This is a genomic window from Melghirimyces algeriensis, assembly GCF_900182565.1.
Taxonomy (GTDB): Bacteria; Bacillota; Bacilli; order Thermoactinomycetales; family DSM-45169; genus Melghirimyces; species Melghirimyces algeriensis.
Window position 1 is genome coordinate 52,324 of sequence record NZ_FXTI01000007.1, and the last position, 19,456, is coordinate 71,779.

Below are 19,456 nucleotides of genomic sequence, written 5' to 3' on the forward strand. Positions count from 1 at the left end.
TTATTGCAAAACAGCGTGAACAAGGACCTAGACGTTAAGAACAACTGCAAAAAGATAAGCGGTAGAAGATAAAATCGACTCCTCACACCGCTTAACAACCCCCCTTAGAAAAGTCTTCCTTGAATTCCCTGTGGATTGCGTTGATTCTTATGAATCAGTTTGATCGCTTTACGATACACATTGGGAAAAGCATAGGTGGACAGCTCTGACTCCTTTACCCAATGATAATTTTCTGGAGACAGCTGATCGTAATCAGAACAAAGCGCTTCAACTACTGTCACATACCATCGGCGGTGGCTGAACAGATGCTCCATTTCACCCAGAATCGCTCCAAGTTCCAACTGAAATCCCAAACGGGACATCATTTCTTTTATCGTTTCTCCCGGTGCAGACTCACTCGGTTTGTCATCTACTGTTGGCAACCCCCACATCCCGGCCAGTAATCCCTCAGTTGGTCGCCGATGGATTAAAACAAAGTCGCCCTTCCGAATCCAGCCGAAAGTAACCTTAGCTGGAACAGGAGGTTTTCCCTTCGCTTTTATGGGAAGTTCCGATTCAACCCCCTGTTTTCGTGCCTTACACAACGCACGGACGGGACAAGTATTACAGGACGGTGAGAGTGGGGTACAGACCAAAGCCCCCAATTCCATCAGGGCTTGATTAAAATCTCCGGGGCGATCTTCCGGGATTAGCATTTTGTCCAGCTCTTCCATTTTACGACGGGTGGCGTTTTTGGATATATCCTCCCATGATGCAATCAAACGGGATAAAACTCGAAGGACGTTTCCATCGACAGCAGGAACCTGACGGTCAAATGCGATGCTTAAAATAGCTCCTGCCGTATATGGACCCACTCCCTTTAATCGGGAGATAGAATCAGGTTCTTGAGGCACTTCTCCTCCATACTGCTCCACAACCTCTTTTACAGCGCTGTGCAAATTTCTCGCACGAGAGTAATAGCCCAGCCCTTCCCAAGCCTTAATCACTTTTTCCTCATCCGCTTCAGCCAGGGATTCAAGGGTTGGGAAAGTGGACATAAAACGTTCATAGTAGGGGATTACAGTATCTACGCGGGTTTGTTGAAGCATAATCTCGGAAACCCAAATCCGGTAGGGGTCCTTGTTTTTACGCCATGGGAGATCTCGGCAATTTTTATCATACCAATCCAACAACGTTTCCCGAATGGCTTCAATCCATTCCTTTTCTGGATGCAATAAAGGCTTGGCAGCCCGTCCCATGAACCATCCTCCTTGTTCCCTTCTGTGTTGTCCAATAGATCGGTGACATGGTATCAACTGGTGACATCCTGACTCTTTTTCAGATCAACCAGTCTCAATATTTGTCCTTCCTTTGATTCTTCACGAACCAATAATTTTTTCCGCTGGCTGGAAAGATTAAATCCAAGTACCTGTTTGTCTGTTTGATATACTCGTTTTTCTTCCATATTATCAGCCACAAACAAGATCTCGCGGTTTTGCACCAGCCATACACCTTTTGGGTCAAACCGGACATAATCAGGATCACTCTGCACCTGATGATATACATCATACACTTTCGATTCCTGGGTTCTCAGATCGATTAACTTAAGAATGCCATTGACGGCGTAGCTGAGATAATCACCATTTGGACTCAGGGTAAGGTGATTAAGGCGGGTGGGCATGAGGTTTTGCTCGTTTTCCGTATAATGAAACATTTTCCCATCCGTGACATGGACTTTTTCAAAATAGGTCTCTTCATTGATTTTCTTACCTGTGGGAAAAGAGACATAGCGACCGGACGGATCCCATACAGCCTTTCCTACAATCCACTGCTCTGCCTCTGTCTCATACAGGCGCTGCAATTTCCCGCTCTCCATATCGAGAATCATCAACCGGGTTCCCAGAATAAAAGGGCGTTCTTTGGAATCTTTTCTATCATCCACCTGCTTCTTCGGGCTTTCCACATAAACCAGTCGTGCTCCATCAGGTGCCCACACCGCAGCATGTCCATCCAGCTTTTTGACTGGTTTTCCATCCTTTGAACGATACAGGGTATGATCAATCAGGAAATATTCACCCTCAGCTGACCATTGTACCCACTGTTCACCAGAAACTTTTGACGGTTCCACTTCTTTGTTTAAAAGAATATCCTTTTCAGCTTCAACGATATATAAGTGCAAATTCAGACCCGATTCAGCCTGTTCAGCATAAACAAAGAAATTTCCTGCCGGCGAAACAGAAACAGGTTTTTTTAATAGAGGAAGAGAACCAGAGATCTTTTTCCTAGTTTGATGCCCTTCCAGCATCAACGACCGCTCAGATTTTTTATCATTGATTCGGACCTTAAACTTCTTTCCCACTCGATAAACACCTTTGCTGTCTCCATACTTATGGGTCCAATCTTCCTTGATCAGTTTTTCGCTTTTCAAATCAAAAATATAATAACCACTTTCCTTGTCTTTCTGCCCCCAGAAATAAAATCGATCCTCCTTGAAAAAATAGGGAACCACCTTTTGAAAAGTCGCTTCTTTCAGGACATAGACAGGGGTGGGTTCCCTGCTTACCAGCCAACCGATCCCGATCAACGTCCCCAACAGAGAAAAGAGGAGTAAAAAAAAACCGAATCTGGACTCTTTCAGGTACCTGGACAGCTTGAAAGCTTGTATAGCTTTGTGGAGACCATCATCCTCTTTCGGAACATGGTTCATCTACTCTACGCCCCTTAACGCCAACATCCGGTGATTTTCTATGCCATTGCCCAGTCACTCCATTGAAGAGTGGGCGGAGGGCGATGTCCCTCTTCATCCGTTGCCTCTCTGTCAGGCAGTCGGAAAAGAGGGCTCATCAGAAATCAACCCCCGCTTTCGTTGAAAGACAACTGAATCAGTAATTTAAATTCCCCTTTTTTCCTCCACGGTAAAATACTCCTTGTGATTCAGTTTACCAAAAAGAGAAGTAGGTTGTAAGAGAATCTTTATATGATTTCCATAAGACAAAATGAAGAATGAAACGATGGCTAATAAATCATGCTATAATGATCATCAGGGTTTTCTATATGTTTTTGGATCACAATATCGGAGGTGAGCACATGACGCTTCCCACAACATTTACATGGTTGGGAACAGCTTTCACGTCGTTGTTCAATATGGATGGTTTTCAAAGTTTTACTGAAGAGATTATTGAGGACCCTTCCGGCCTTTGGGGACCCTTTGTAGACGATATCCTTATTCCTTTATCCCATATCTTATTGATTGTTTTTCTCACCTATATTTCTCTTCGTTATCTGGACCGGTTCATTGATCGGCTATTGAATATCAGTCAGATTCAACAAAAGAAAAGTACCACTCTCAGCCGCCTGATCAAGTCAACCGCTCGTTATGCGATCTATTTTATTTCAGTCATCGCCATCATGGAAAAGCTGAATATTCCCGTTACATCCATCCTAGCCGGAGCGGGGATTGTTGGGCTGGCAATTGGCTTCGGTGCCCAAAGCTTGGTTAAGGACGTAATCTCCGGCTTTTTCATCCTCTTCGACAACCAGATGGAAGTGGGAGACTATGTTCAAATTAACGGCAACATTGAAGGTACAGTGGAAGAGATTGGGCTGCGTGTAACGAAGATCCGAGAATTCAGTCAGCGGGTGCATTATATTTCCAATGGGGAAATTTCGCGTGTTACAAACTATAATCGCGATCGGATGCGTCCTGTCATCTCTGTTACTGTTCCTTATGAGACAGATCAGGACTTGGTTCAGCAAACGTTACAACAGATCAACTCTGATCTCAGCCAAAAACTGGCTCCCTATTTGATCGAGCCTTTCAGTATCTTTGGTGTCACCGATATCCAACAGGATGGAGTAGAATACACCATTATGGGAGTGGTCACACCGGATGAATACTGGATGGTGGAGCGGGAAATGCGTAAAATGATCATCCATACCTTTAATAAAAACGGAATTGAAATCGCCTACCCTCGTCAAGTGCTTATGACTCCCCAAAACCTACAGGACATCGCTTCATTATCCTCTGAAAACCGCATCAAACCGAACAACCATACAGAATCACATAAACTTAAAGGAGAACCGCAGGATGGAAACGACGAAGGCTGAGGGATTATTCCCTCAGCCTTCGTCGTTTCTGTATCCTCCTGTTTCCATGCAAAGCATTTCTTAAAAACTGCTACTTAAGTAACGCTGCGGAAAAACACAGCTAAAGCCGTGGTTATTCCGAGGGAGATCCCTCCCCACAGGGCCACACGCTTCAGATCAGATTTCAGGGCTTCAGTATGATCCACTGATTTGTTTTGCTTTTTTTTCGTTTTTTTCGCCATCATTTTCACTCCTTATCATCCACTGTTTTCTTCACTTTGTTTTTGTTGTAACATGAATGTAAAGAATCTGTAATAAGGAACGTACATTCACTTTTTTTCATAGTATAGTATGAGTTCATTTTCATTTGACTTGAATGATTCCAATCTGCTTGCAAAGTTTTCAGATGGAGCACCCCTTCAGCGGGGTATGAGAACAGAAGAGTTGAGGTGAGAAGATGTTATTCAGACAGAAGATGACCGTTATTCATCAGTCATATGGAACACCGCGTGTCGTTTATGCCTTGAAGAGCTGTTTGGAACGAAACAATATATACAGCGAACTGAAGGTTGAATCCAAAAAAGGTCTGGTCGCTTACCAACTCCTGGTTCCACGGCAAAAAGCCCAAAAGGCACGAAACCTTCTCCATTTGTATAAAAAGGAGTTGGAAAAGGCTTAAGTTGGATCAACCGTTACTGAGATAGTCCCAGAGATAAAAGGTAACATAACTTCGCCAAGGAGACCATCTCTCTCCCCACTGACGAACCTCCGCTTCAGTTGGTTGGTGGTTCAGTCCATACACTTTCTTCAAGGCGTTTCTAAGCCCTATATCCGCAGCAGGTAACAAATTGGTACGCCCCATGCCAAACAAAAGAATACACTCCACCGTCCAGCGTCCAACCCCTCTTAGAGCAACCAACCGTTCTATCACTTCTTCGTTTGGCAACTGCTTCAATGAATCCAGATCCAGCTTTCCTTCTACAATATCCCTGGACAGGTCGATCACATATTCCGCTTTTCTGCGATTAAAAGAAAGTTTTTGCAAATCTTCAACATTCAGCCGGGCCACCTGATCGGGAGCAGGAAAAACGGGAAGTTCTTCCCCTTGAAAAACCAGACTGTCTCCAGCAAACTTCACCAGACGGTGGACAAGTTTTCCTGCAAAAGAGAGATTTAGTTGTTGGCTGATAATCGTTTTAATTAAACACTCATACAGGGTGGGGTCCAAAACAAGATGCAACCCTCTCCTGGATTCAATAATGGGAGCCAAGTCAGGCTCTTTTTTCATGCAGTCATAAAAAGGTTGCAATTCTACATCCAGGGAGAACATTCTTCGAATCGTTCCCTTTAGGATCTCACACTCCTGTTCACTTAATGATTCCTCCGCTTGGACTCGGATCTGTCCGGCCTCCCATTCCAAACAGATCGTAACAGGTCGGTCCTTTAGCCACAAGGTTCGATACAGCAAACCATTTCGATATCGATATAGCATTTTATCAAAACGAACCAAACGCCGAATGGTCGCTTCAAAAGAATACGGCTCTTTAGGTGAAAAGTGCCATTCCACCATATTTGAACTCCCCTTCACATATGTATCCTCCTGATTATACCATTCATGTTAAAGGGAAGCATCTGGAAACCAAACCAGATCAATCAATCAGTTCCACTTGAATTCCTCTTTTCACACCAAATTGGCGTGCTTCATTTACGTCTTTCATATAAAGATCAATCCGTTTTCCTTGGATGGCACTGCCTGTGTCCTGTGCGACACGGTAACCAATCCCTTCAATATACACCAGCGAGCCGATCGGTATCACATCAGGATCGACTGCTATTGTATATCCCTCAACCGCTTCGGCTCCACTGGAAGTAACACCAAATGCAGGATGGTCTGGTGTCTTACCTGTAGACTCCGGACCCGATGTATAAGCCGTCAAAGTAAATTTTCCGATGGACTTCCCACGATTGATGGCCGGCATTGCATTTGTCTGTTTCTTCTTTTTCTCTCCTTGAACCGGGACGCGCAATGTTTGTCCTACCCGAATCAAGGAAGGATCAGCAAGGTTGTTGATCTCGGTAATCTTTTGTACATCCACCCCATATTTTTGAGAGATTGCATAAACCGTATCTCCTTTTGCGACAGATATCGTCTTGTACTGAGCTCCTGCTTCCGCCTTTTCAGACCATTCTGCTCCATCGTTTCCCCATATCATCACATATCCCAATCCCGCTATACTGAGAGCAATGATCAACCACCGGTTAACAGCCAATGATTTTCACCTCAATTATTAATAGATTGATTCATTTTGCTAGATTTCATCTAATATCATCATGGTCGAAACCGGTGAAAATTATACTCCCATACATTGCCCTTAAACGTAGCAGGATGCTTACGGTCAGGAAGCCTTTCAAAGCAAAAACAGCGTACTGGTAACAGATACGCTGTCTATCGCTATGGAATGAATGAGAAGTAATCGGAGATAATTGAGTTATGGGCAAAATCTAGGAAGAATTCTACATTTCAATATCCGGATATCTTCTCTCTGCTAACCGCTTGACTCCCTGAAAAATACCGTAATCGGCTCCCAACAGCAATATCAAAATGAGGCTATTCAGCAGAAGTTCGGGAAGGCCTGTCATTTTTAACAGCCAAACAATACCTCCAAACACCACTCCCAACAAGCTCTGGACCAACATCATCCACAGACCTTTACCTCCTCCACGAAACACTTCCTGTGGGGTATTCCAATCCAATCGTGGAAACAAAAGATCCAGACCGATTCCTATTCCCGTTGTAAGGGCCCCTGCAGTCAAACCAAGCAGAAATGTCCAAAACAGAACATCGCCTCCAGCTCCCATGAAAAACTGCAAGGTTCCGATCATAACAGTGATCAATCCGGTAAATGCCAGTGCCAGGAGCCACTTTGCCAACACTTGGACTCCCGCTGATACCGGAAGCGTCTTGGAGTAGGAAAAAAGCTTTCCCTCGCGGGACACAGAAGATAAGAATACGCCATTCATCCCGGTGAGAAAAACAACCGCTCCCACCCCAGACCAGATCAACAGGTCATGAAAAAAGGGCAGCGCCTGCAACTCCGCCAGATTCTGCTTCCACTCTCCTTTGACCCACATGGGCAACAGTATGGCCATCGGAGGAATCATCACTCCCAAAACTACTTGCATGGCAAAAGCGGGAGTTCGAATCAGCAATCGCCATTCCTTCCCAAACAGGGCCCTTAACGGTGAATGCGGTTCTCTGATTTTCTTTAAAAGCGCTTTTCCCCGTTTCCCATATTGTCGATCATTGCTGACCAAACCCGGATAGTACAGCCATTTAGCAAGCGTTGCTGCAAAAATTGCAGCCAAAAGACTCCCCACAAGGAAAAGAACCCAAGACATGATTCCATCTATAAAGGACGTTGTGATCATATCCGTCGCCCAGATTGCAAAGGGGAACGCATTTTTTAACATTTCCAGTATACTACTGGAGTCTTTTAACCAAGCTGCAGTCGACTCTTCATCCATATGCTCCAAAATGCCACCATTCATGACTATCTGAAATCCAAACATAGTCATGATGAGAATAAAAGGTCCCAGAGCATGTATCATTTCCCGGTATCGCCGGAAGTTGGTGACTCGCATAAACAACATCACCAATACTGCGGTCACTCCAAGGGGGACTACCGGCAGAATCATCATAATTGGAACCAACTTGATATAAAAATCGATTCCCACACCTTCCAACCATCCATAAACGAGAAAGCCAGGCAGTGTTAACAGAAGAAATAAAGGCATCTCTGCTGCCCAAATCCCAAACATCCGGGAAGCAAAAACCTGACTCGGAGTAACGGGAAGGGATAACAGTCCTTCACTGTCCTCCGCAAAGTAAAGTCGACCCGTTACATGAAAAAAGCCAAACAGAAGAACAGCCAGCTGACCGACTCCGGCCGCCAACCATAGTATGGCTTCCGGTTGACCGGTCCACTTAAACCCCAGATATAATCCCTGATAAAATACAACAATAAACAAAGAAACGGGCACCAAAGCGATCAGTAAGAAAATATAAATGGCAAGTTCCCATTGACGTTCTTTCTTGACAAAATATCGATGCTTCATAAGTGACAAACGGAATTGACTTTTGAATGCCAACCACAACAAAGCACGCCAAACTCCCATATTTATGTCAACTCCAAAAACAGATTCTCCAATGTTTGTTCATCGTTCATTTGACCACCGGTGCCTTGTCGCAATTCCTCCAATTTTCCTTCAGCTACCAACCGTCCTTCCTTCAAAACGGCCAAGCGATCACACAATCTCTCTGCCACTTCAAGAACATGGGTGGAAAAGAAAACCGTCTTCCCGTTTTCACTATACCTTCGCATCTCATCCTTGAGAATGGAGGAGGATTTCGGGTCCAATCCAACCATGGGTTCATCCAGAATCCAGACAGGGGGAGAGTGGATCAAAGCCGCAATCACGCTGATCTTTTGCTTCATACCACGGGAATAGCTGGAAATCAAATCTCCGAGAACATCTTGCATTTCAAATCGCTCCGCTAATTCCGGAATTCTCTTATTACGCTCATCTCTGGAAACCCGGTATACATCCGCCATGAACGTTAAATACTCCATTCCAGTCAAGCGGGAAAACGGATCAGCACCGTCCGGTACATATCCAATCCTTTTTTTGGCTTCTATTGGATTTCTGGAAATGGAGACACCATCCACCTCGATATCTCCTTCATCCGGCTTCAATATACCTGTAATCATTTTGATCGTCGTCGTTTTTCCCGCTCCATTGGGCCCTAGAAATCCAAAAATCTCACCCTTTGGAACCGTTAACTGAAGACCATCTACTGCCAGAGGACCTGTTTTTGCGTAACGTTTACTGACATTCCCAATCCAAATCATTCGAGTGTTGCACTTCCAATCCTATAGACTTATTTTTTAAAAATATTCCTCATTCCATTGTAGTTTGAAAAGATCCAATTCTCAATCGTCAATCACAAAGAAGAAAAAATATGGACCCATCGGTCCACAAAGTAAGAGTCAATATTCGCTTTTCTTCCTGTCCGAACACCAGTCCGGTCGATGAAGACACCGTTTTTCATATTGCTGATGAATAATGATGACGGCCAACATAAAGATCAGCCCAATCTGTGGAGCAATGATCGGATAATCATACATTCCATGACCCAAAAGGGCAAAAACAATCGAGATCAGTGACCCTGCCAATCGTTTCTCTTCTTTGGTATTTGCTGTTTTTCTCCAACGCCGGGCGCGGTGTGTGGTTACCACGATTAGACTGAGAAGCAAAGTCAATCCAACGATTCCATATTCCACAGCAATTCCCAAAAGAATATTGTGAGCATGAAACAAATATTTTCCCGTCATCTGATCAAAGAGATAACTGAAATGGAGCGGTAACACGCCTGTCAGCCAATTTTCCATAAACAACTGAAAACTGTTTTGCCACACAAAGATCCGGACTTCCGCAGTGGCAAAAAGTGTTTCTTCACGGGGAATCAAGGTTTTATTGGTATAAATAACCATCCCCAAAGTAACCAGTCCCAAAAACAGCAACACGGCACGTGTACGATTTCCAGTCATCCACACCTGAATCAACAGGCCGATCACCAAGCCTACCCAGGCTCCTCTGGAACCGGTGCACCATATGGCTCCGCAAAATACAACAAATGAAAGAAGCGCCCCTGATTTCATCAATCGTGTTTTCAGTACAGACGAAGCATAGATGCTGAGAAGCGACAGACAGATCAACATCGCCGCAGCCAAGTTGGAATTGGATGCTGTTCCAATGCTTCGTACGGATTCAGCCTGTTGCATCGGATAAAAGCCCAACAAATAAAAAAGAGTGGACTTCTCTGTGGGAATCCAATCCACACGCTGAAATATCGTAACAATCGCAACATACAGCCCAAAAAACCAGAACATCAGGTAAAGGTTCTGAAATTCCCGCCAATCCCAACGAAGAATCTCCTTTACCCAGACAGAAAGCAAATAATACAGACCGAAAAAAAAGATGGGAACAAAACCAACCGGCAACCATCCAAATAACAGATAGGGGTTAAAGAACCAACTGATTAACGACCAAAAAACAAACCCAAGGAATATTCGTTCCGGCCATCCGAATACATGCCACTTCCCCCTGTGGAATAACAGGACTCCCACACCGATTAACAATAAAACAACCACAGGAAAAATCGGGGAAAGCAAAATCATGATATATAATAATTGCATCCATCGCTTATTGATTTTATCTTTTCGTGAGTCAGTACCCAACTAAAAGACTCCCTTTACCAGAAATTACGATACTATAGCATTATATCCATCCAATAACAAAAGAACAAGATCTATAACATAAGAAGGATCTTAACTTATGCCAATGGACGAATTAAACCTCTTGGATTGGATACATCTTTTTGCTGATGAATAAATCTCTCACGCCACTTTATCATTTTAAACCAAAGGGGGTCAAAGCTAGGACATCTTATTCGTAATCATAGGAAGGTTGATCAATTATTTACTTCCATCTAACATAACGGCATTCCTTTGATCTTACTGTTATATACATTTTTTGTATAATATACCTGTCGTTTATTGTTATCCAAACAAAAAAGCAGACGGTGATTCGCCTGCTTCATTTCTGTCAGTCTCTACTCTACTTTTCTGTCAGAAACTGAACCATACCCTGAACGGCTTTCTTTGCGTCTGATCCTTTGGCGACAACCTCTGTAACGGTTCCGGGAAATCGCTTCATTAAAACCACTTTCCCCCATTCCTTCGCATTAAATTCCTTTTCTTCTTGCTTGAGTACGATAGTTGATTGATACCTTTTTGCCGTCTTCACAATTTCCAAAGCCGTAAAATATCGTTTCAGGGTGATTTTTTCTTCTTTGGAACCATCATTATGGTCCGGTTCCTTTAAACCCTCTTCAGAATCCGAAGGGTCTTCCCCGTCTGGGGGAGGAGCCTTTCCAGGATCATTGACTCCTTCCTTTTCTTGAGAAGTGTTATCTTTTTTGTCCTTTTCCATTTCTCCAGAAAGCATCTGGTTGATCTTATGCTTCATCTCTTCTTTGTTCTTGGTGGAAATGCTGCGAAGATCAATAAAGATCCCATCTTTTGGCCGTTCCAAGGATACGTCTTTTGTGGTGTCCAGTGCAAGAGAAGACATATTGGCATCCCTGGCTTTCATATGTTCCACTCGAAGATAGACATCATGAAGAACAATGGTAGGCAGCAGGGAATCCACTTGCAAAGGCGCATTCAGTTGATGAATGCCATCCGGCTTCATTTTGAATCCAATCGCACTGACATCTAGGGATAAACCATGAATGGTCACCACTTCTGAATCCTTTACATTTACATTCCATCGGCTCTGTCCATTCACATAGGAACCACCCATGTTCATACCGGAAACCACAGCTTTTTGAATATTAAGTTTTATCACCAAACCATGATTTCCAGGACCCAATCCCAACCCTAATCCCTTGGATTCAATTCGATCTGCACGAATTACCAGGGCCTCCGATACTTTATGGGATTGAATCGCAGATGCCGATGGAAAAGAAGCAAAAAGAAGACACAATATCAAGAATACAACCTGGAAGATCCTTCCCTTGTTCAAAAGCATTCCCTCGTTTCATTCATCCTGACCGCCGGTCAGAACCATACCAACTACATCTTCTCTTTAGTTTTTTATATCTTTACAGAACTGCTGTCTTTCATCCCACGATTCAAACTGTGGGATGAAAGATGGCGTTGCTCTTGCCCCCCTTTTAGAGGGGGAGCAAGAGCAACCCCGTCGCAGGACAATCGAACGTATGAGCGGTGCTCATCCCACTCGTAGCGGATTGTTCCCTGAAAACGTTATGGTATGGGGTTCCAGCGGCGAACGCGTCTCTCCCGCTGGGTAAAACCATAAGAGTGAGTGAAAGGAACCAGCGTACTGGTAACAGATACGTTGCCCATGCGGGTACATGCGAACTAGCCGTAGAACTGCATGGGACGGGCTGATTTGGGAGTTGTCCGAAACAAGAAATGGACTGAGGGCGCTAACTACCCAAAAATCCAATGCCTTTAGGCGTGTGGAGTCTCAAACGGCCACTTTCTCTTTCAACTTCTCCCTATCTTTTTCTCCTTTATTGGAATCCTTTTTTTCATCCCAGGCAAAACAGAGACAACCTCCCACCATCCCCAACAACATTCCGACCAACATCCCTCCCAAAGCTCCTATCAAGGAAAGAATGGAGATCAACACCCCGAAAATACCCAGTAATCGAACATATTTTGGAAAAAACCACCCGATAACACCGCAAGCCAGCTGGAGACCACCAAACAGGACTCCCGTAAAGGCAAAGTTTCCCGGAACAAAGGCCAGCCAGTACAAGTGCAACGGGATATACAGTGTAATGAATCCGGCAAGGGTCAACAAAATCAATCCTGCTTTGGGTCGCTTTGATTTTCTTTTATGTTGCAGTGAGTCGCTTTGGTTTTCAATGGTTCTGTCACCCAATGCCTGAGCTTCCCCCATACAAATCCTCCTTTCCTCTTTATTTCAGATAGTGCAGATCCAATTTCATTCCAGGAAGTGTAATGCTGTTGTTATACAGATAGTGCGCCCGTATTTTTGGATTCTTCAGAACCAGATGCGGGGACTTCATCTCAAATTTCTTACGGACATCGTGCGAATAGTTCTCCTTAATCGTTAATTTTTTAAATGAGTGATCACCGATCAGCCGAGTCATATCCAGCACCATTCCATTGGATTTGACTTCTCCTGATGAGGTTACCATCACGCGGACTTTTCCTTGACCTGGCACATTTAAATCCTTATACAGTTTCAGTCCCTTGATTTTTGCGTTCATTTGAGCATTCGCTTGAGGAATTGCTTTTTTTTCACTTGTTTCCCCCACAGTGGGCAATAAGCGAAAGTCTGTAATCATAATCCGATCGGCCTCGATATTAAACCCTCCAACACCGGCAATGGGAACCGCCAACGCCACTCCACCCATATAAAAAGCGGACAGGAAAAACATCAATACAGCCATTGAAATCGTGATACTGGACCAAAACAATTTTCCACGATAATTCAACCAAACCACCTCATTCCATTATTTTTGTCTTCTTCGAACCAACCAAAGACCTTGGCCTATCACCCAGTGATAACGCTTTCAATTCATGGGAAATATTTTGTAAACTGCCTATATGCAACCCCATGAAATCGAAATTGCCTTTTATTGGTTGTTTCGAATTGTATAATCATTCTGATTTGTCAACAACCCTGAAAATAAAGGAATGAATTTCCCTATGTATAGGGGGATGAGATAAATGGAAAAAAAGAGTGCATTGGAGCTTTCCGTCTCCCTTTCTCACTGCAAGATCGGTTATCAGCAGTTCAAAGACAATTGTTTCTCTTTTTGCATAAACTTTTATTCATTATATTCACTATTTATTGTATAATTATTAGATAACGGATACGAACCGCATGGTTCTTCGATTCCCTCATAGATCCTGACATGTATCAGGATCAACTGGATGATTTACAAAGAAAGGAATTGTCTGGGATGCGACTTCCTGTTTTCCTATCCGCTCCCTGCATCTCACGATCCGAATTGCAGCAACTTATGGACGTGATTCATCAAGGGTATCGAGAGGGGTTGGCGAGCTGGAAAGTTAAACTCTCCACCTTACAGATCTCGGAAGAGGAAAAACAATCATTTTATGAACTATTTCAACTTCTGATACGTAATATGAATTTAATCCCTTCTGATTACGACCAGTTTCAACGGAAATTTGTCCAGTTTATCCGACGGCAAAAACCCTTATTGAACAACGCCCATATGGTGCTTTCACTGGGAATGTTCGAGGAAATTCTTATGGGATTGCTTTTGGAGAGCAAGATTCCCAACATCCAAACCTGCTATCGTTGGCTTCATTCTCTTATCATAACCCTCACCCTTGATTTTTTTCATGAAAAATCTAATGATTGCAAAAAATATCCATCCACAAACCCACACACCAACAAAACATCCAAAAAGGAATCCTTTGCCTCTCTACAAAAAATCGTCCTTCGACTGGATGAATTATTGTTAACATCCCGCTCCTTGGAGGAACTTCTGACTGACTCTGTCCGTTTCATTGCCCAGGTTGCTGACTTTCAGCGAGGAGCCCTGTTCTGGTATTCCTCTGTCACCCGAATTGTGGAAGGAATCTATTCGTACCAGGTAGATCTTACTCAGGTTCGTCGGGTTCGGGCTCAGGAGTCAAACATTCCAGGATTGTTATCAGCTATCCATAAAACCCGTCCTGTATATATGAGAGATGCAAAAGTTTTTTTCCCTCTTCAATATGTAAAGCAGTTTCAGTTGACATCCCTCTTGGTCACACCTTTACACGGACAAAACAAACAACCGATTGGATTCCTTTTATTGGACCAGAACGGAGACCACTTTGAACCCGATGTCGAAATCATTCAGTTGGTGGAAAGCTTAGTATCAAGGGTATGTATGGCTCTCAGAGTAAAATTATACGAACATTCCCCTGCTGCAAAGGAAAGCCCTTCATTCCAATCTCTTACACACAGGGAACAGGAAATCTTACAGATGATTTCTTATGGATATTCCACAAAGGATATTGGAGAACTGCTTTATATCAGTGAACATACTGTAGCAGAATATGCTCAGGCAGTCCTGAAAAAGTTGAATGCTAAAAACCGTCCTGAAGCTGTTGCTAAAGGAATGAGAATCGGAGTGATTCAGTAGCCGAGTGTATTAGATATGCATTCCGACAAAAGCTGCAAGCTATGCAGTTTCTCGCAAATGTATTCAATGATCTTATTTTGAGGTTATATCTTTGACTAAAACGGGAATATTCATAATAGAAGGCCGAATTTCCAGAAACTACTCACCACACTTTTCTTGACGAAGGGAAATACAACCGTTATCATTTCTAGAAACGTTATGCTTATCCTTCACCCCTGACACTGGCTTCCAGTTCGGTCCAATCAGCCGACATCCATTCCAAAGGCGGTGAAAACCATGACAACCTTGCTTCACTTTAATATGCAGGACGGAGACTGGGTAAAAGGTAAAACAATAAATGATGAGCTATTTCATGGATATATTGAGTCCATTCATCCCGTTGAGGGAACCGTAAAAGTTCGGATTATTCAATCGGATAATCAGTTGAACATCGGAAAAGTTTCAGACAGTACCGTTGATCGCATCCAACCACTATATACCGAACCTTTGGATCACGAAGGACAGATCCTGAACTGTATCGATCTCGCTCTTTCTTCGAGGGACAAAAAGTGGTTTATGGAACTAACCCATATCCTGAAGCGAATTCAAACAGAAAAAAACAATAAATCAGCATCTTAAAAGAACAATCGGCGAAACCTTGGAGGTTCGCCGATTGTTCTTTCACTTGCCTATTGCTTATGCTTCATACATTTTTCGTACTTTTTCCTGCAAGCCTTCATCTTCCAGATACTCATCATATGTGATCATCTTATCCACCAGACCTTTCGGGGTCATCTCAATAATCCGGTTTGCCACAGACTGAACCAATTGATGATCGTGTGAGGTAAACAGGATGGTTCCCGGAAACTCTTCTAAACCCTTGTTCAAAGCTGTAATTGCCTCCATATCCAAATGATTGGTCGGGTCATCCATAATCAGAACATTAGCACCAGAAAGCATCATCTTGGCCAACATACAGCGTACCTTCTCACCACCCGACAATACATGTGCCTTTTTCATCACTTCTTCTCCGGAAAAAAGCATTCGCCCAAGAAATCCCCGTATAAATGTTTCGGATTGATCCGCGGAATACTGACGCAACCAATCCACCAAATTGTGTTCCACACCATCAAAATAGGCGTTATAATCCTTCGGAAAATACGCCTGGGTAGTGGTAATTCCCCACTGGTACTCACCGGCATCCGGTTCCAACTCTCCTGCGAGAGTCTGGAAAAGCGTTGTTTTTGCCAAATGATCCGGTCCGACAAAGGCTACCTTATCCCCTTTGTTGATGGTAAAGCTAACTTGATTTAGCACATGCTGCCCTTCCACTTTCTTGGTAAGACCCTCTACCCGCAACAGGTCATTCCCCGCTTCCCGTTCCGGCTCAAACTTAATAAACGGATATCTGCGGGAGGATGGCTTGAGATCCTCCAGGGTAAGTTTCTCCAGCATCTTCTTCCGGGAAGTTGCCTGACGCGCTTTCGCTTTGTGCGCACTAAAACGGGCAATAAAGGTTTCCAGTTGCTTCCGCTTCTCTTCTATCTTTTTATTTTTTTCTTTGGCCATCTGCTGAGCCAACTGACTGGATTCATACCAAAAATCATAATTTCCAACATATAGCCGAATCTCACCAAAATCAATATCTGCCATATGCGTACAGACGGTATTCAAAAAATGTCGATCATGGGAGACCACAATCACGGTATTATCAAAATGAAGAAGGAAATCTTCCAACCACCGAATCGCCTGAATATCCAAATGGTTGGTCGGCTCATCCAGAAGCAATATATCCGGTTGCCCAAATAATGCCTGAGCCAAGAGAACCTTCACTTTGTCATTTCCATCAATATCTTTCATTTTCTTATTGTGAATATCCTCGGTGATCCCAAGTCCAGACAAAAGCTGGGCTGCCTCTGACTCCGCCTCCCAGCCATTCAATTCCGCGAATTCGGCTTCCAATTCCGCTGCCCGAACCCCATCTTCGTCCGAGAAGTCCGGTTTGGCATAGAGGCTATCCTTTTCCTTCATAATTTCATATAATCGTTCATGACCCATAATCACTGTCTCTAACACTTGGTTTTCCTCATATTGGAAGTGATCCTGTTTCAGAACAGCCAATCGTTGTCCAGGGGTAATGGAAACATCCCCTTTGTTGGGTTCAACTTCCCCGGACAATATTTTCAAAAAAGTGGATTTCCCTGCACCATTAGCCCCAATCAGACCATAACAGTTCCCTGGTGTAAATTTGATGTTCACATCTTCAAACAGCTTTCGCCCACCATATTGCAGGCTGACACCTTGCACCGTGATCATAAAATCATCCGTCCTTTAATCTGTAAACTCCCACCTATTGTAACATGGAGACCAAAGAGAGAATAGAAGGACACCCCTCTTCTATTTACTTTATATATAAAGGGAAGGAGGAAGCCTCTTTGTTTCGAACACATGGGATATCCTATGTTCAGATGGGATTATCCATGATGATCGTTGGCAGTCTGGTAACTGCCAGCAAAATGACCATGGAGCAAATCCCTCCTTTTTTAGCCAATGAATTCCGTTTTTTGATTGCATCCATTATATTTCTTCCGATGCTAGTTCTCAAGGAAGGCGGAGTTTGCTTTACTGAAAACCGTCCCCATCAACCGCTTTTATTCATCCTGTCTTTTTCCGGAACCTTTCTGTTTAATATACTGTTGATGTACGGTGTATCGTGGACCACTGGTGTAGAAAGCGGTATTCTCACCAGTGTCACCCCGGCAGCAGTAGGGATTCTCTCATTCCTTTTGCTAAAAGAGCGACTTGGTCTTTTAAAGATCACCGGCATTCTTTTTGTCATCCTTGGAACAGGAGTCATCCAGATTCCTGGAGCTGAAGCAGGAACTGCCGGACAAGCGCCCCACCCCGGTCTGGGCAATCTGCTCGTTTTGGCTGCTGTATTCAGTGAGGGACTTTTTATTACACTGGGAAAAAAGGCGACCGGTCGCGTCTCTCCATTATATGTTTCCACCATGGTAAGCGTTTATGGTGTTCTCTTATTCCTACCGGGAGCCTTATGGGAACTTCGCACCTTTGATTGGGCAGAGGTTACTTGGGGAGGATGGACTCTCATTCTTTACAACGGTGTGATCGTTACCGTTGTGGGATTTCTGCTTATGTATGCGGGTATTTCCCGGATTCCCGCCAGTTCAGCCGGAATGTTAACTGCTCTGATGCCTGTCAGCGCTGTTCTGTTTTCCGCCTTCTTCCTGAAAGAAACGATCACATGGGTCCACGGGATCGGGATTTTCGCAGTCCTAACGGGGATGGGATTTTTGGCACAAGAAAAAAACCTGCATCCATCTCTGAAAAAACAGAAACGTCAGGTTCAATGAAGGAAAAGAAATATGATTTAGTTGACATTCAGATAGACAAATAAAACAAACAGATCTATTGCCAGAAAAAATAGAGCAATGGAAGAAAAGACCAGGGTTCTCTCCCCCCTCAAGGCGGACATCCATCCATAGAAAGGAACAGAGACGGCATAGAGAACACTGAACAGAGTGGACTCTGTGATCATAGACCAGACCATGAAGAAGATCGTTAACCAGGCGGCTGTTTTTTTCAAGATGAGAAACAGCCTGCTTTTCCCTCTTTCAACTACCTTCCAATTGCCCAGATAATCTTCCCCCTTGGGGGCAAATCGCTCCGAAGAGCTGTATAGATACATCGGCTGATAATAAGGTATTTTTTTATCTTTCAATAATTCTTTTCCCCATACCAATCTCTCTTCCCCAAACACCATAGTAAACTCTCGCATCTTACCAGAATGGTGCGACACAGTGTCAGGATAACGGGGAATACAGGGATGCTCTGTATCAACAGAAAAAATCACCCGTTGCCCTTCCGTGTTTCCAAAATAATGGGAAGGTTTTAGTGTACGGATATTACTGAAAAAAAAGCGCCATATCTGTTTTCTCTGAACATTGGCCATACTGGCATCCACAGGAATCCATCCTTTATCTTCCAAAAACACCTCATTCCACGCATGCGGTTGAAATACATCCACAGCAAAGGTACCAAACAACATTCGGCAAGGAATCCCAATGGAACGGCACAAGGCAGCATACAGGGCAGAAAACTCGCCGCAGTCCCCTTTTTTTGTCTTCAAAAAATGAATGCTCCCCCTTTTTTTTACTCGAACACGGTATGAAAACTGACGGTAGACATATTGAAAAATCGCATAGGCTTTTTCTCTATCCGTGTTTAAACCCTTGCAAATATTGAGTGCTACATCCTTGATTTCCTGGTTAATCGTGATAAATGAGGTGGACCGCAAATACCTTTCTCTTTCCTCTGAAGTTAATGAAACCGTTTGATGGCTGGAAGGGGAGGAATGGATTTTGACCCGGTAGCGAAGCTTCAGTTTTTCTCCGGATTCCAACTCATAATACTCAATGGTGTTTCCCCCAGTATTATTCACAGATAAAGGATCTCGGTTACGTTGAAGCAACGTTGCGGTTTGGGCGTGATTGGTGGGAAGTTTGGACAACCAAACCTTTGTTTTTCCCTTTCTCCTGTTTCGAAACTGAAAATAATAAGTCACTTCCCGATCCTGGGCTTTTTTCTTACGCAAGTCCCAACCCCCGT

The 19,456-nt window shown here is 43.7% G+C and carries 18 protein-coding genes; 5 read left to right on the forward strand and 13 right to left on the reverse strand.

The genetic code is table 11. The features are described 5' to 3' along the window. Positions 1 to 104: 104 nt before the first annotated feature. Together mutY and FN782_RS11035 are read right to left on the reverse strand one after the other, a co-directional pair. A complete protein-coding gene (mutY, locus tag FN782_RS11030; RefSeq protein WP_142505863.1) occupies positions 105 to 1,238 on the reverse strand; it encodes an A/G-specific adenine glycosylase in 1,134 nt (377 codons plus the stop codon). Positions 1,239 to 1,291: 53 nt separating this feature from the next. After that, complete coding sequence (locus tag FN782_RS11035) at positions 1,292 to 2,686, reverse strand: WD40 repeat domain-containing protein (protein ID WP_142505864.1); 1,395 nt, start codon at positions 2,684 to 2,686, stop codon at positions 1,292 to 1,294. Between the two features lie 380 nt (positions 2,687 to 3,066). Here FN782_RS11035 and FN782_RS11040 point away from each other — a divergent pair, with 380 nt between their 5' ends. Beyond that, entirely contained in the window at positions 3,067 to 4,086 is a 1,020-nt protein-coding gene (locus tag FN782_RS11040; RefSeq protein ID WP_185956238.1) for a mechanosensitive ion channel family protein, read from the forward strand. Positions 4,087 to 4,160: 74 nt separating this feature from the next. On the opposite strand, the gene FN782_RS16880 is transcribed toward FN782_RS11040, so the two are convergent. Continuing rightward, positions 4,161 to 4,307: a hypothetical protein gene (locus FN782_RS16880; RefSeq protein WP_185956239.1), complete on the reverse strand. Its 147-nt coding sequence runs from the start codon at positions 4,305 to 4,307 to the stop codon at positions 4,161 to 4,163. 215 nt (positions 4,308 to 4,522) lie between these two features. Here FN782_RS16880 and FN782_RS11045 point away from each other — a divergent pair, with 215 nt between their 5' ends. Next, positions 4,523 to 4,744, forward strand: a complete 222-nt coding sequence (locus tag FN782_RS11045; RefSeq protein WP_142505866.1) for a hypothetical protein — start codon at positions 4,523 to 4,525, stop codon at positions 4,742 to 4,744. A 6-nt stretch (positions 4,745 to 4,750) separates the two neighbouring features. Here the strand turns inward: FN782_RS11045 and FN782_RS11050 are convergent, their stop codons facing one another. From FN782_RS11050 to FN782_RS11085, 8 genes are all read right to left on the reverse strand, one after another. Further along, positions 4,751 to 5,653 carry a DNA-3-methyladenine glycosylase family protein gene (locus FN782_RS11050; protein ID WP_142505867.1) on the reverse strand — a complete coding sequence of 301 codons (903 nt, stop codon included), beginning with the start codon at positions 5,651 to 5,653 and terminating at the stop codon, positions 4,751 to 4,753. A 61-nt stretch (positions 5,654 to 5,714) separates the two neighbouring features. Beyond that, complete coding sequence (locus FN782_RS11055) at positions 5,715 to 6,335, reverse strand: 3D domain-containing protein (RefSeq protein WP_142505868.1); 621 nt, start codon at positions 6,333 to 6,335, stop codon at positions 5,715 to 5,717. A 244-nt stretch (positions 6,336 to 6,579) separates the two neighbouring features. Continuing rightward, positions 6,580 to 8,241 (reverse strand): putative ABC transporter permease subunit, encoded by a 1,662-nt coding sequence (locus FN782_RS11060; protein WP_142505869.1) that lies wholly within the window; start codon positions 8,239 to 8,241, stop codon positions 6,580 to 6,582. A 2-nt stretch (positions 8,242 to 8,243) separates the two neighbouring features. After that, positions 8,244 to 8,975, reverse strand: a complete 732-nt coding sequence (locus FN782_RS11065; protein WP_142505870.1) for an ABC transporter ATP-binding protein — start codon at positions 8,973 to 8,975, stop codon at positions 8,244 to 8,246. A gap of 138 nt (positions 8,976 to 9,113) precedes the next feature. Further along, positions 9,114 to 10,364: an O-antigen ligase family protein gene (locus tag FN782_RS11070; RefSeq protein WP_142505871.1), complete on the reverse strand. Its 1,251-nt coding sequence runs from the start codon at positions 10,362 to 10,364 to the stop codon at positions 9,114 to 9,116. Positions 10,365 to 10,743: 379 nt separating this feature from the next. Next, positions 10,744 to 11,712: an HPr family phosphocarrier protein gene (locus tag FN782_RS11075; RefSeq protein WP_221930179.1), complete on the reverse strand. Its 969-nt coding sequence runs from the start codon at positions 11,710 to 11,712 to the stop codon at positions 10,744 to 10,746. A 468-nt stretch (positions 11,713 to 12,180) separates the two neighbouring features. Next, the gene (locus FN782_RS11080; RefSeq protein ID WP_142505873.1) at positions 12,181 to 12,618 is read right to left on the reverse strand and encodes a DUF6114 domain-containing protein; all 438 of its coding nucleotides are present in this window, start codon (positions 12,616 to 12,618) and stop codon (positions 12,181 to 12,183) included. A 19-nt stretch (positions 12,619 to 12,637) separates the two neighbouring features. Next, positions 12,638 to 13,180: a DUF6230 family protein gene (locus FN782_RS11085; RefSeq protein ID WP_185956241.1), complete on the reverse strand. Its 543-nt coding sequence runs from the start codon at positions 13,178 to 13,180 to the stop codon at positions 12,638 to 12,640. A 471-nt stretch (positions 13,181 to 13,651) separates the two neighbouring features. On the opposite strand from FN782_RS11085, the gene FN782_RS11090 reads away from it, so the two are divergent. Both FN782_RS11090 and FN782_RS11095 read left to right on the forward strand, forming a co-directional pair. Further along, positions 13,652 to 14,848, forward strand: coding sequence for a LuxR C-terminal-related transcriptional regulator (locus FN782_RS11090; RefSeq protein ID WP_185956242.1), 1,197 nt, complete (start codon positions 13,652 to 13,654; stop codon positions 14,846 to 14,848). Positions 14,849 to 15,124: 276 nt separating this feature from the next. Further along, complete coding sequence (locus tag FN782_RS11095) at positions 15,125 to 15,466, forward strand: IDEAL domain-containing protein (protein ID WP_142505876.1); 342 nt, start codon at positions 15,125 to 15,127, stop codon at positions 15,464 to 15,466. Between the two features lie 57 nt (positions 15,467 to 15,523). Here the strand turns inward: FN782_RS11095 and FN782_RS11100 are convergent, their stop codons facing one another. Beyond that, positions 15,524 to 17,143, reverse strand: coding sequence for an ABC-F family ATP-binding cassette domain-containing protein (locus FN782_RS11100; protein WP_142505877.1), 1,620 nt, complete (start codon positions 17,141 to 17,143; stop codon positions 15,524 to 15,526). A 119-nt stretch (positions 17,144 to 17,262) separates the two neighbouring features. Here FN782_RS11100 and FN782_RS11105 point away from each other — a divergent pair, with 119 nt between their 5' ends. After that, complete coding sequence (locus tag FN782_RS11105) at positions 17,263 to 18,201, forward strand: DMT family transporter (protein WP_185956243.1); 939 nt, start codon at positions 17,263 to 17,265, stop codon at positions 18,199 to 18,201. A 17-nt stretch (positions 18,202 to 18,218) separates the two neighbouring features. On the opposite strand, the gene FN782_RS11110 is transcribed toward FN782_RS11105, so the two are convergent. Further along, complete coding sequence (locus FN782_RS11110) at positions 18,219 to 19,442, reverse strand: transglutaminase-like domain-containing protein (RefSeq protein ID WP_185956244.1); 1,224 nt, start codon at positions 19,440 to 19,442, stop codon at positions 18,219 to 18,221. Between the last annotated feature and the right edge of the window lie 14 nt (positions 19,443 to 19,456).

Bases quoted from the DNA above. Each gene is read 5' to 3' on its own strand.
- FN782_RS11095 (WP_142505876.1), top strand. From the start codon at position 15,125: ATGACAACCTTGCTTCACTTTAATATGCAGGACGGAGACTGGGTAAAA.
- FN782_RS11035 (WP_142505864.1), bottom strand. From the start codon at position 2,686: ATGAACCATGTTCCGAAAGAGGATGATGGTCTCCACAAAGCTATACAA.
- mutY (WP_142505863.1), bottom strand. From the start codon at position 1,238: ATGGGACGGGCTGCCAAGCCTTTATTGCATCCAGAAAAGGAATGGATT.
- FN782_RS16880 (WP_185956239.1), bottom strand. From the start codon at position 4,307: ATGGCGAAAAAAACGAAAAAAAAGCAAAACAAATCAGTGGATCATACT.
- FN782_RS11045 (WP_142505866.1), top strand. From the start codon at position 4,523: ATGTTATTCAGACAGAAGATGACCGTTATTCATCAGTCATATGGAACA.
- FN782_RS11100 (WP_142505877.1), bottom strand. From the start codon at position 17,143: ATGATCACGGTGCAAGGTGTCAGCCTGCAATATGGTGGGCGAAAGCTG.
- FN782_RS11080 (WP_142505873.1), bottom strand. From the start codon at position 12,618: ATGGGGGAAGCTCAGGCATTGGGTGACAGAACCATTGAAAACCAAAGC.
- FN782_RS11065 (WP_142505870.1), bottom strand. From the start codon at position 8,975: ATGATTTGGATTGGGAATGTCAGTAAACGTTACGCAAAAACAGGTCCT.
- FN782_RS11040 (WP_185956238.1), top strand. From the start codon at position 3,067: ATGACGCTTCCCACAACATTTACATGGTTGGGAACAGCTTTCACGTCG.
- FN782_RS11060 (WP_142505869.1), bottom strand. From the start codon at position 8,241: ATGGGAGTTTGGCGTGCTTTGTTGTGGTTGGCATTCAAAAGTCAATTC.
- FN782_RS11090 (WP_185956242.1), top strand. From the start codon at position 13,652: ATGCGACTTCCTGTTTTCCTATCCGCTCCCTGCATCTCACGATCCGAA.